The sequence below is a fragment of the Streptosporangium sp. NPDC000095 genome (assembly GCF_042899335.1).
GTDB lineage: Bacteria > Actinomycetota > Actinomycetes > Streptosporangiales > Streptosporangiaceae > Streptosporangium.
This window is the reverse complement of sequence record NZ_JBIAZS010000007.1, coordinates 187133-199129: the sequence shown is the minus strand read 5'-3', so window position 1 is coordinate 199129 and position 11997 is coordinate 187133. Positions and strand designations below refer to the sequence as shown.

At 69.0% G+C, this 11997-nt stretch carries 11 protein-coding genes; 6 read left to right on the top strand and 5 right to left on the bottom strand.

All coding sequences use genetic code 11. The features are described from left to right. The first annotated feature begins 31 nt into the window (after window positions 1–31). The 3 genes from ACFY3V_RS18075 (at window position 32) to ACFY3V_RS18065 (ending at window position 2548) form a co-directional block, all read left to right on the top strand. On the top strand, window positions 32–859 hold the full coding sequence (locus ACFY3V_RS18075; RefSeq protein ID WP_362900241.1) for a neutral zinc metallopeptidase: 828 nt from the start codon (window positions 32–34) through the stop codon (window positions 857–859). A gap of 146 nt (window positions 860–1005) precedes the next feature. Then, complete coding sequence (locus tag ACFY3V_RS18070; protein ID WP_350946682.1) at window positions 1006–1788, top strand: neutral zinc metallopeptidase; 783 nt, start codon at window positions 1006–1008, stop codon at window positions 1786–1788. A 286-nt stretch (window positions 1789–2074) separates the two neighbouring features. After that, complete coding sequence (locus tag ACFY3V_RS18065; protein ID WP_389774519.1) at window positions 2075–2548, top strand: hypothetical protein; 474 nt, start codon at window positions 2075–2077, stop codon at window positions 2546–2548. A gap of 94 nt (window positions 2549–2642) precedes the next feature. Here ACFY3V_RS18065 and ACFY3V_RS18060 read toward each other — a convergent pair whose 3' ends face one another. Next, a complete protein-coding gene (locus tag ACFY3V_RS18060) occupies window positions 2643–3290 on the bottom strand; it encodes a methyltransferase domain-containing protein (RefSeq protein WP_362900246.1) in 648 nt (215 codons plus the stop codon). 231 nt (window positions 3291–3521) lie between these two features. Here ACFY3V_RS18060 and ACFY3V_RS18055 point away from each other — a divergent pair, with 231 nt between their 5' ends. Beyond that, window positions 3522–5576 carry a glycoside hydrolase family 44 protein gene (locus ACFY3V_RS18055; RefSeq protein WP_389774515.1) on the top strand — a complete coding sequence of 685 codons (2055 nt, stop codon included), beginning with the start codon at window positions 3522–3524 and terminating at the stop codon, window positions 5574–5576. 66 nt (window positions 5577–5642) lie between these two features. On the opposite strand, the gene ACFY3V_RS18050 is transcribed toward ACFY3V_RS18055, so the two are convergent. The 4 genes from ACFY3V_RS18050 to ACFY3V_RS18035 form a co-directional block, all read right to left on the bottom strand. Then, window positions 5643–6851, bottom strand: coding sequence for an ROK family transcriptional regulator (locus ACFY3V_RS18050; protein WP_362900250.1), 1209 nt, complete (start codon window positions 6849–6851; stop codon window positions 5643–5645). Between the two features lie 35 nt (window positions 6852–6886). Then, a complete protein-coding gene (locus tag ACFY3V_RS18045; protein WP_362900252.1) occupies window positions 6887–8134 on the bottom strand; it encodes an ABC transporter permease in 1248 nt (415 codons plus the stop codon). Further along, on the bottom strand, window positions 8131–8895 hold the full coding sequence (locus ACFY3V_RS18040; protein ID WP_350946676.1) for an ATP-binding cassette domain-containing protein: 765 nt from the start codon (window positions 8893–8895) through the stop codon (window positions 8131–8133). Before ACFY3V_RS18040 ends, ACFY3V_RS18045 begins: the two co-directional genes overlap by 4 nt. Before the next feature lie 214 nt (window positions 8896–9109). Further along, window positions 9110–10219, bottom strand: coding sequence for a substrate-binding domain-containing protein (locus ACFY3V_RS18035; protein WP_350946675.1), 1110 nt, complete (start codon window positions 10217–10219; stop codon window positions 9110–9112). Window positions 10220–10725: 506 nt separating this feature from the next. Between ACFY3V_RS18035 and ACFY3V_RS18030 the strand changes: the two genes are divergently transcribed. After that, window positions 10726–11259, top strand: a complete 534-nt coding sequence (locus ACFY3V_RS18030) for a PadR family transcriptional regulator (protein ID WP_362900254.1) — start codon at window positions 10726–10728, stop codon at window positions 11257–11259. Continuing rightward, the gene (locus tag ACFY3V_RS18025) at window positions 11256–11996 is read left to right on the top strand and encodes an ABC transporter ATP-binding protein (RefSeq protein WP_389774509.1); all 741 of its coding nucleotides are present in this window, start codon (window positions 11256–11258) and stop codon (window positions 11994–11996) included. Before ACFY3V_RS18030 ends, ACFY3V_RS18025 begins: the two co-directional genes overlap by 4 nt. The last annotated feature ends 1 nt before the right edge of the window (window position 11997 follow it).

Genomic DNA, 11997 nt, shown 5'->3' with positions numbered 1-11997 from the left:
TGTTGCCGTCTCGTTGACGTTTGCCCTGGTGATGACCCTGGACACAGCCGGCGCCTCCGCCTCGTCGGCCACCGCGACCTTGGCCTCGCAGCAGGTCGCGCCGACCGTCGAGACGGCGCAGGGTACGGCCACCTCCGCGGGGAGGCAGGCGCCCCCGCGCGGCCGGGCCGCCGCGACGGCGAGCCCTCTTTACCGCACCGGCACCCTGCCCACGATGCGTTGCCAGGCCGGACAGATCCGCGCGGGGAGCGCGGCCTCCTACCGGACCTTCGTCACCAAGACGGTTCGCTGTCTGAACCGGGCCTGGAAGACCCAGTTCAAGAAGACGAACCTGTCGTTCTCCCACCCCAACCTCCGCTTCTCCTCCACCACCAAGGTGACCACCCCCTGTGGTCGGTGGCCCAGCAGCGCCGGGGGGATGTACTGCTCCAGCAACCGCACCATCTACATCGGTGTCACGCGTGAGGTCCTGAAGAACCCCTTCGTGCCCAACCACGCCCAGTTCATCGCCCACGAGTACGGCCACCACGTGCAACACCTCGCGGGGATCATCAACTACTACAGCAGCAGCATCTGGCGGGCCTCCTCGTCCACCAAGCTCGCCTTCTCCCGCCGCCTCGAACTGCAGGCCGACTGCCTCGGCTCCGCCTTCCTGCGTCAGGCCGCCGACGACCTCCCGGTCGATCCGGCGCACTGGGACGCGATGGTCAGCTGGGTCCGCGACAACGGGCACAAGAACTGGCCCAAGAACGACCACGGCAAGGGCCGCAGCCAGGCCTACTGGATGGAGCGCGGCTTCAACGCGGGCTCCCCTTCCGCCTGCAACACCTGGTCGGCCCCGACCGGTCGCGTCGCCTGACCCCGGCACACCCCGCACCACCTGATCTTCAGCGCCTCCGCACCTCCTGACCCTCGGCACGAACCCCGCGATATGCGGCCATGCTTTCCAAGCATGGCCGCATATCGGCTTTACCCCCTCTTGAACCTTCCCTAGGGTTGGGCATCATGCGCATCCCCCTTATCGCACTGCTCTCCGGCGTGCTCGTGAGCACGCTGCTCGCCGGTACGGCGGGCGCGGAGATCAGCGGCGGGCGGCTCGCGCCCGTGCCCACGGGCCAGGCCGCCCTGACCGCCAACCCGATCTACAAGACGGGCAAGCTCGAACCGGACGCCTGCCCTGAGCAGCCGGTCTACAACGACGACCGGGAGAGCGCGGAGATCTATCTCGACTTCGCCCTGGACTGCCTCAACGAGGGCTGGGAGTACCAGTTCGCCAAGGTGAAGCTGCCCTTCTCCAAGCCCAGGTTCGCGGTCACCTCGCGCATCGGCGTCCCGACCGGCTGCGGCAAGTTCCCCAAGGACGCCCAGGCGGTCTACTGCCCGGCGAACAAGAAGATCACCTTCTACCTCAACAAGGACATCCTCTCCCAGGCGACCGAGCTGTTCCTGCTGCAGACCCTGGCCCACGAGTACGGCCACCACGTCCAGCAGCTCTCCGGGATCATGACGGCCTTCGCCTCACGGGACTACAAGAACGAGAAGGCGGTGCTGCGCGAGCTGCGCAAGATCGAGCTCCAGGCCGAGTGCCTGAGCGGCGCCTTCATCGGCAGCATCTGGCACTCCCTGAACCGTGAGGAGTCGGACTTCAAGTACGTCCTGAGCGCCGCCTACAGCACGGCCACCCACGGGACCGCCAAGAACGTCGCCTACTGGGTGACCCGCGGTTTCGACCAGGAGACCCCCGGCTCCTGCAACACCTTCTCCGCCCCCAGGTCCAAGGTCGCCTGACCCCCTCCCCCTTCTTCTCGCGACCACCCGCCGCCGTTCCCGCGAACACGCGACGGGTGGTCGTTCTTTTCCTCCCGGTGTAAGCCACATCCTCCGGGGGTGCGAAACCCACCCCCCGCCACCGGCCGACGCGAGACAACCGCAGAACGCGAACACGAGTGGCGACGAACCCATGACGTTCAGTAGTCTGGCGACGCCGCCTGAACACCCCTCCCCGTGAGCGCCCTCCACGCCACGGAGCCAGGTCCGGTCCCCCCGCTGGTACACAGGGCAAGGAGAAAGACGATTGGACACGACCGACATCCGCTTGCGCGTCCTGGAGACAGACGTGGCCGCGCTCCGCGCGCAGAGCCAGGAGAGCAAGGTGATCAACGCAGGGATCCTGGATGTCCTGAAAGACCTGCGAACCGTGACAACGGAACTCTGGACGGAGATGACCGGCTTCCGTACGGAACTCACAGGCTTCCGCACGGAACTGGACGAGCTCCGCACCGGCCAGGACAGTCTCCGGGCGGAGATGGCCGAGCTCCGCACGGACATGACCGACCTCCGTACAGAGATGACCGACCTCCGCACCGGCCAGGACGAACTGCGCGCCGAGATGCGCACCGGCCACGCCGAGCTCCGCGAGGAGATCTCCGTGGTCAAGCGCTCCGTCGGAAACCTCGAGCTCTCCATGAAGCGCGTCGAGGGTGACGTCGCCGAGCTCAAGGCCGGTCACATCGAGCTGCGCCACCTGGTCGCGGACCTCGTCAAGTAACACCCGCACCGCCGCCGGCACCCGTGGCCCCGGGTGCCGGCGGCCCGGCTTCCGTGAGTCATCCGACCCCACCCCGGGTCACACGACCGGCGCTCTACCCTTTGCGGGCGAGCAGGTGGATCTCCTGGAACTGCCGTCGGTCGGTGGGCTGAGGCTGACGCACCATCCGGCCCACCTCGGCGAGCCCGGACTCGCGCAGCGTCGCGGCGAGGTGATCCGGCCACCACCGGTAGGCCGGTGCGACCGCGTGGTCGAAGACCTGTGTCGGGTGAGACGGATCATCGCTCGCCGAAAAGCCGATCAGAAGGTGACCGCCGGGTGCCAGCACGCGGTGGAACTCCGCCAAGATGACGGGGAGTTCTCGCGGTGGCGTGTGGATGACGGACCACCGTGAGAGTACGCCGCCCAGCACGCCGTCGGCGATGTCCAGCGCGGCCATCGAGCCCACATCGAACCGCAGGCCCGGATAGGCGTGCCGAGCCAATTCGATCATCGCGGGGGACGTGTCAACACCGAACACCGCCAGTCCCAGCTCATCCAGATAAGCAGTGATGTGGCCGGGTCCGCACCCCAGGTCCGCGACCTGACCGTCGCCGCTCGCGCCCACAACCTCGGCGAAGGCACCCAGGATCGCGCGGTCCATGGGCCTGTCACGCAACTCTTCGCGGAACAGCTGCGCGTACAGGGGGGCGGCGGCATCGTAGGCCGCACGGGTGGCATCGAGGACATCGTGTTCAACCATGCCCGCGACAGTAGTTCCTGGCACCCAGGCAAGCCCGCGACGGCGCGGCGCCCGGTGGCGGTTTCCCCGGCAGTTCGGATGGGGGCCGAAAGTTTCAGTGCCGTCCTGGCGTTTCCCCACCCCGGAAAGCGCTTGCTTGACACCCCGGGCCCCGGACCCAAAGCTGCGCGGAGCGCTCCCATGGCGTGTGGGGGCGCGCATGAGCTCCCACACGCATCGGAGGGAACCAACGTGCGCCACAGAAAAGCGCTGCTGTCGGCCACGGCCGGGGTGCTGGTCGCGGGCCTCGGCCTGGGCCACCTCACCGGCCTCGCCGGCGCCGCCGTCACGGGCCCGGCCTTGAGCGTCGACCTGGCCGACCGGCACGCGATCAGCCCCGACATCTACGGCATGAACTTTGCCGACGAGTCGCTCGCCCGCGACCTGCGGCTGCCGATCCACCGCTGGGGCGGCAACCACACAACCCGCTACAACTTCCGCAACGACACCACCAACCGGGCCTCGGACTGGTACTTCGAGAACATCCCCAACGACAACCCCAGCCCCGACGACCTGCCGGACGGCTCGGAGACGGACAGGTTCGTCGAACGGAACAAGGCGACCGGCACCCAGAGCATCCTCACCGTGCCGCTGCTGGGCTGGGTGGCCAAGGAACGGGCCAAGGCGTGCGGGTTCAGCGTCGCCAAGTACGGCGAGCAGCAGTCCGTCGACCCGTGGGCCACCGACTGCGGCGACGGCAAGAAGCCCGACGGCACGCCGATCACCGGCAACGACCCGGAGGACACCTCCGTCGAGGTCGGCCCGCAGTACGTCAAGGACTGGATCGCCCACCTCAAGGGCAGGTACGGCTCCGCCGCCACCGGCGGGGTGAAGTACTACAACCTCGACAACGAGCCCGACCTGTGGCACTCCACCCACCGGGACGTGCGCTCCACGGGACTGGGCTACGACGAGCTGCGCGACCGCACCTACGAGTACGCCGCCGCGATCAAGGAAGCCGACCCGGGTGCCAAGACCCTCGGCCCGGTTGGCTGGGGCCTGAACTCGATCTTCTACTCCGGCCTCGACCAGGACACCTGCAGCAGGACGGGCTGCTGGAGCGACCCGCCCGACCGGGCGGCACACGACGGCGTCCAGCTGGGCCCGTGGTACCTGCAGCAGATGAGGGCCTACGAGCAGAAGCACGGCACACGCATCCTCGACTACTTCGACATCCACATCTACCCGCAGCAGGCCGGCGTGCACAACCAGGACGCCGGTGACGCCGCCACCCAGGAGCGTCGGCTGCGCTCCACCCGGCAGCTGTGGGACCCGGCCTACGTCGACGAGAGCTGGATCAACCAGCCGGTGCGGATGATCCCCCGGATGCGCGAGCTGGCCGCCCAGCACTACCCGGGCACCAAGGTCGCCATGACCGAGTACAGCTGGGGCGCCTACGGCCACATCAACGGCGCGCTGGCCCAGGCCGACATCCTGGGCATCTTCGGCCGCGAGCGTCTCGACCTGGCCACGCTGTGGACGGCGCCCGAGCCCACCCAACCGGTGGCGCACGCCTTCCGGATGTACCGCAACTACGACGGCGAGGGCGGCGCGTTCGGAGAGACCTCGGTCAGGGCGGCCAGCGCCGACCAGGGCAGGCTGGCCGTCTACGCCGCCGAGCGCGCTTCCGACGAGGCGCTCACCCTCGTCGTGGTCAACAAGACCGGCGAGGAGCTGACCAGCGACGTCGCGATCGCCGGCCGCACCGGCTCGTCGACCGCCCAGGTCTACCGTTACGGCGCCGCCGACCTGACGGCCATCCAGCGGGCCGCCGACCAGCCTGTGGGCGCGGACGGCTTCACCGGCACCTTCCCTGCCAACTCCATCACCACCGTCGTCATCCCGCCGGGCGGCACCGACCCCACGCCCACGCCGACCCCCACCCCGACCCCCACGCCCACGCCCACCCCGACCCCCTCGGCCTCCTGCAGTGTCACCTACACCGTCGTCAACCAGTGGCAGGGCGGCTTCCAGGGCGGCGTGAAGATCACTAACCTGGGCACCACCCCGGTCAGCGGCTGGAAGGTCGGCTGGACCTTCGCAGAAGGCCAGAGGGTCACCCAGTCCTGGAACGGCACCCACGCCCAGAACAGCGCGGCCGTCACCGTCACCAACGCCTCCTGGAACGGCACCCTCGCCGCGGGCGGCGGCAGCGCCGAGTTCGGCTTCCTGGCGAGCCTGACCGGAACCGCCAACGACAGACCCACCGCCTTCACCCTCAACGGCACCCCCTGCTCCACCGCCTGACCAGCCAGTTTTCCGCACAACGGGTCCGTCGGCCGATCTCGCTCGGAGAGGGGAACCCGCGTGGGGTCAGGAACCGGCGCGGGCGAGGACTTCGAGGGGGTCGGCGAGGACCTGGGAGAAGGCCAGTTCGGCGGCGCCGACGAGAGTGGCGTCATCGCCGAGGGCCGAGGTGCGCAGGCGCAACTGCTCACGGCACGGAGGCAGGGCGTCGAGGGCGAGGCGGCTGCGCACCTGTGCGGCGGAGCCGAGGTAGATCTCCCTGAGCGTGCCCCCGAAGACGACCATGTCGGGGTTGAACAGGTTGACGAGGTTGGAGACGCCCAGGCCGAGCCAGTCGCCGACGCGGCTCAGCGCCGCCTGCGCGACGACGTCTCCGCGGTCGGCGGCGTCGACCGCGGCGCGGACGGCGTCCCTGCCGACCTGGGAGCCGAAACGGCCGGCGGCCTCCAGGAAGGCGCGCTCTCCGACCTCCGCCTCCAGGCACCCGTGCGAGCCGCACCCGCAGAGGCGGCCCTTGTCGGGGTTGACGATCATGTGTCCGACCTCGCCGCCGAAGCCCAGGTGGCCGCCGAGCAGCTGACCGTTGACGATCACTCCCCCGCCGATGCCGACGTCACCGTGGAGGTAGACGAGATCGCGGCAGCCGACACCGACACCTCGGGTCTGCTCGGCGAGGGCGGCGAGGTTGGCGTCGTTGCCGACGGTGACCGGCAGGCCGAGAGCGAGCCGGCGGGCCATCTCGTCGGCGAACGGCACGTCCTCCACGGTGACCATGTTGGGACCGAACCTGACGACCCCGTCGCCGCGGCCCACTCCCCCGGAGAACGCCGCCGCCACCCCGACGCACACCGTGTCCGGCCGTGTTTTGCGGTGCATCTGCCGGGCGAAGGCGGCGAGCGGACCGACGATCTCCTCAAGGGAGAAGTCCCCGCGCCGCCGTACCGTCTCGCGGCGGTCGAGGATGGTGCCGCCCAGACCGACGCGGGCGGCGACCAGCCGGTCGACGCCCACGTCGAAGGCGAACACGTAGACCCGCGCCGACTCGGGGCGGACCACCAGGGACGGACGTCCCGCCCTGCCCGTCTCCCTGGGGAGCTCCTCCCTGACCAGCCCGGCGGCGGTCAGATCGGCGGTGAGGGCCATGATGGTGCTGCGGTTGAGGCCCATCCGGTTGGTGAGTTCCGCACGCGAGGTGGGCCCGCTCAGATGGACGTGCCGGAGCAGGGCCCCAAGGTTGTGACGCCTGATCTCCTCTTGGGAGGGACCTGCCCGCATGGCGTGGTGTTCCTTCGGTGAATCGGAGTCGCTGGTCACCTTAGGCCGGTGGCGGCCGCCCGCTTGCGAGACAGGGCGTCCACCACGGCGGCGAGCAACAGGACAGAGCCGGTCACCATGAACTTCACACCGGAGCTGTAACCCATCAGGCCCATACCGTTCTCGATGACCGCGACCACGGCGCCGCCGAGGATGGCGTCCAGCACCCGGCCCTTGCCGCCGAACAGGCTGGTGCCGCCGATGACGGCTGCGCCGACAGCGTAGAGCAGCACGTTGCTGCCACCGGTGTTGGGGTCGACGGAACTGGCCCGCGAGGCGGCGATGACGCCGCCGACCGCGGCCATGGAAGAGCAGATCATGAAGGCGCTGATCTTCATCCGGTCGACGTTGATACCCGCCCGGCGCGCGGCCTCGGCGTTACCGCCGACCGCGTACAGATGCCGGCCGTACGCCGTGCGGCGGAGCACGAACGTCAGGACCAGCAGCAGGACCACGATGATGGGGACCACGAGCGGCATGCCCGCCAGGGAGACGACGGCGACGTTGCGGCTGCGCTCGATGTTGAGGAAGTAGACCGCGAGGCCGCCGAGCAGAGCGAGGGCGCCGACCCGCACCGCGATCAGCGAGATCGGGTCGGAGGTCAGCCCTCGGGCGGCACGCTTCTGGGAGCGCACCAGCTGGAGTCCGGCGTAGGCGGCGACGCCCACGGCCAGCAGGATCCAGCCCAGCGTGGGCGGCAGGTTCTTGTTCGCGATCGAGAGGATGGTCTCGTCGCGGATGGCGATGATGGTGCCGCCCTTGACGAGCAGCAGGACCAGTCCCTGGAAGGCGAGGAAGGCCGCGAGCGTCACCACGAACGACGGGATGCCGAGTTTCGCGACGATGGAGCCGATCGTGGTGCCGATCACCACACCGGTGAGGATCGCCGCGCCCACCGCCACGTACCAGGGCAGCCCCTGGCTACTGAGCATGATCGCGAGCACCGCGGCGCAGACCCCGCTGGCGAAGCCCGCCGACAGGTCGATCTCACCGAGGAGCAGCACGAACACCAGGCCCATGGCGATCACGGTGACCGCGGCGCCCTGGGTGAACAGGTTGGCGAAGTTTCCCGCGGTCAGGAAGGCGGGGCGCAGGATGGCGAAGACCGTGCAGAGCACCACGAGGCCGAACACCGCGGGCAGCGCGCCCATGTCGCCTCCGCGTACCCTTTCGGCGTAGCCGCGGACGTTGCTTCTGATCGAGGGTGCCTCGGGTACGGTCTTCTGCGAGATCGTGGCGGTCATACGGTGACTCCGTTGGTGAGGCCGAGGTCCCCGCTGCGGCCAGAGGTGATCAGTTCGACGACCTGCGCGTGAGTCACGTCCGAGGTCTTGACCTGGGCCGCCATCCGGCCGAGGTAGAGGGTGGCGATCCGGTCGGACACGGCGAAGACGTCGTTCATGTTGTGGGAGATGAGCACGACGGCCAGGCCCTGGTCGGCCAGGCGCCGGACCAGTTCCAGCACCTGCGCCGTCTGGGCGACGCCGAGGGCGGCGGTCGGCTCGTCGAGGATGACGACCTTGCTGTTCCACAGCACGGCCTTGGCGATCGCCACCGTCTGACGCTGGCCGCCGGACAGGCTGGCGACGAGCTGGCGGATGGACTTGACGGTCCTGACCGACAGGCTCTCCAGGGTCTTGGCCGCCATCTCCTCCATCGTGTCCTCGTCGAGGACGATGCCGCGCTTGTGCTCGCGGCCGAGGAACATGTTCTGGACGATGTCGAGGTTGTCGCAGAGCGCGAGGTCCTGGTAGACGATCTCGATGCCCAGTTCGGCCGCGTCGCGCGGGCTGCCGATCTGGATCGGCTTGCCGTCGAAGAAGTACTCACCGGAGTCGATCGGGTGGATGCCGCCGACGCACTTGACGAGAGTGGACTTTCCTGCGCCGTTGTCGCCGACCAGCGCGGTCACCTCTCCGGCGTACGCGGAGAGGGAGACGTCGTGCAGGACCTGTACGGGACCGAAACTCTTGTCGATCCCGCGGAGTTCCAGTGCGGGGGTCATGGGGTTGTGCTCCCTGTGTTCATTTCGCGCGGCGAAGTTCGCGCGGGTCGGGCGCCTGCGAGCGGCGCCCCGCCCTGTCGCCGTCGCCGTCGCCGGGAGACGCTTCGCCTGCCGCGTCTTTTCGGTGTCTTCTCGGTGTCACAGGGTGGGGGATGCCGCGGTCGAGCGCGAAGGTGCGGCCGGCCGGAGAACGACCGGCCGCACCCTCCATGCCCTACTGGATTCCGGCCTCGGTGCACTTGGCGGCGAAGTCGCCGGTGCACAGCTCGTCCTTGGTCACGAAGCCGTCGGCGACGACGTCCTTGACACTGTCGAAGAAGATCGGCTGCGGGTCGAGGAGGACGGCGGGCACGTCGGCGCCGCTCTCGGTGTCCTTGACCGAGCCGGTCGCCGCGGGCTTCTCACCCTTGGCCAGGCCGATGGCGAGCTCGGCCGCCGCGTCGGCCTCCTTCTTGATCGCCTTGTAGACCGTCATGCACTGGTCACCGGCGAGGATGTTCTGCAGGCCCTGCACGGTGGCGTCCTGGCCGGTGACCGGGACCTTGCCGTTCAGGTTGTTCTTCTTGAGTACCGAGATGGCGGCGTTGCCGAGACCGTCGTTGGCGGCGAGGACGCCGGCGATCTTCGGCTGCTCGGTGAGCATCTGCTCGAAGATCGTGCCCGCCTGGGCGTTGTCCCAGTCGGGGACCGACTGGTCGGGGCCCTTGACGTAGTCGCCCGAGTCGTACTTGGGCTTGAGCACGCCGTCGTAGCCGTTCTTGAACAGCGTGGCGTTGTTGTCGGTCGGCGAGCCGTTGAGCTCGGCGACGATCGGCTTCTCGGCCTTCTTGTCGGTCAGGCACTTCACCAGACCCTCACCCTGCAGGGTGCCGACCTTGGTGTTGTCGAAGCTGACGTAGTACTGGGCGCCGCCGTTGAGGGTGAGGCGGTCGTAGTCGATGGTGGCCACGCCCTGCGCCTTGGCCTTGTCGAGCACGGCCTTGCCGGTGCCGCTGTCAAGGTTGACGATCATCAGGACCGTGGCCCCGTTGGTGATCATCTGGTCGGCGATGGTCTGGAACTGGGTCTTGTCGCCCTGGGCGTTCTGGATGTCGTAGGCGACACCCGCGGCCTTGAAGGCCTCCTCCAGGTACTTGCGGTCCGCGGTCTCCCAGCGGGCCGAGGACTTGCTGTCAGGAAGGATGACGCCGACCTTCCCCTCGGCGGCGGGTGCCGTGCTCTCCGCAGGGGCGGCGCTGGTGTCGGGGCTGTCGCTCCCGCAAGCGGTGAGGCCGAGGGTCATCGCCGCGGCGGCGGCGGTAAGGCTGAGGATCCCCTTGCGCATGGTGCACGGGTCCTTTCTTCTCTTAGAAAGACGGGGGGTACGGACGGGCGGCATGCCGAATTCGCGGGTACGGCTGTGCCGGGTCTCGGCTCACCATTCCGTTGAATGTTGTTTGCGGCAACGTATTCCGCCGTTGGCCTGGAGCGCCAGACCCTCCAGAGGTAAAGTTTGTTGTGGCCGGTAACAATCCAGAAACGCACCCTTAACCGTCTCGGGACCGCGTGCGACCCGCCAGGTCAGATGCCCCCTGACCACGATCGTCGCCGTCAAACCGGCACCGGGTCGCGCCGTGGCCCGCGACGGAGGACGCCCCCACGGTTCACGCGTGACAGCCGCGAGCGCACCTGTTCGTCCGTGATCGCCGAGGATCGCCCGTTGGTCCGATCGGCCTTTCCCTTCATTTCTCGGCCGAAGCCGACGGCGAGCCGGTCCAGAAGATCGCCGGGTACCCGTTTTGACACCCCGCATGGATAACCGCTATCTATTAGCCAACCGTTAGGGGTGACATGCAGGACGCAGTGCTGGCGATGCTCGCCAAGGAGCCGTCGCACGGATATCACTTGCACGCTCGACTGCGGCGCAGTCTTGGCCCGCTGGGCGAGTCGATGAACCGTGGCCAGATCTATGTGACGCTGGCCCGGTTGGAGCGAGCGGGGCTCGTTGTCTGCGAGCGGACGGACGGCCTGCCCGAGCGGCCGGAGCGCAAGGTCTACGCGTTGACGCCGGACGGGCAGCAACGGGTGGCCGCCTGGCTGGCCGAGGTGGGCTGGCCGAAACCAGACCTGGCGGAGTTTCATCTCAAGCTCGCCGCCGCCGCCGCTGCCCGGCTGGCCGACCCGGTGGAACTGGTGGCGGCGCAGCGCCGTGAGCTGCTGCGCCGCTTGCGTGAGGCGCAGCAGGCGGCGCTGGCCCAGCCTGCGGGGTCGGGCGCCGGCCTGCTGCTGGAAGGGGTCGTACTGCGGTTGCAGGCGGACCTGCGCTGGCTGGATGCCTGTGAACGGGCCTGGTCCAGGGCCGATGACGAGATCGAGGGTGGATGAACGTGTCAAGTGCCGCGGTCCGGACCTGCGCCCTGGTGAAGACGCATGGTCGGGGGCAGAGCCGGGTCCGCGCGGTGGACGAGGTCGACCTGGAGGTGCCGCAGGGACAGACACTGGCCGTCATGGGGCCCAGCGGCTGCGGGAAGTCGACCCTGCTGCACCTGCTGGGTGGCCTGGAGCGGCCTACCGATGGAGAGGTGTGGGTGGCCGGGCGGCGCATCGACACGCTGAGCGAACGAACTCTGGCACGCATGAGGCGCCGGTCGGTGGGGTTCGTCTTCCAGGCCTTCCACCTGGTGGAGGAACTGTCGGCGGCCGAGAACGTGGAGCTGCCCGCGCTGCTGGCCGGGCACTCGCGCCGCCAGGCCAGACGGCGCGCGAGCCTGCTGCTGGAACGGGTCGGGCTCGCCGACCGCGCCCGCCACCTGCCCTCACGACTGTCCGGCGGTCAGCGCCAGCGGATCGCCGTCGCCCGTGCGCTGGTCAACGACCCGCTGGTCGTCCTGGCCGACGAGCCGACCGGCAACCTCGACACCGCGGCGACCCTCGATGTGCTGAGGATCTTCGAAGATCTGCGTGCCGGGGGGCAGACCCTCGTGGTCGTCACGCACGACGAACGGGTCGCGGCCACCGCGGACCGGCTGATCTCGATGCGCGACGGGATGTTCGTCGACGACACCCGGCTGGCCGGCTCCCACCCGCGCGGGCTCGGCGGACTGATCGGGCTGGAAGGCTGAG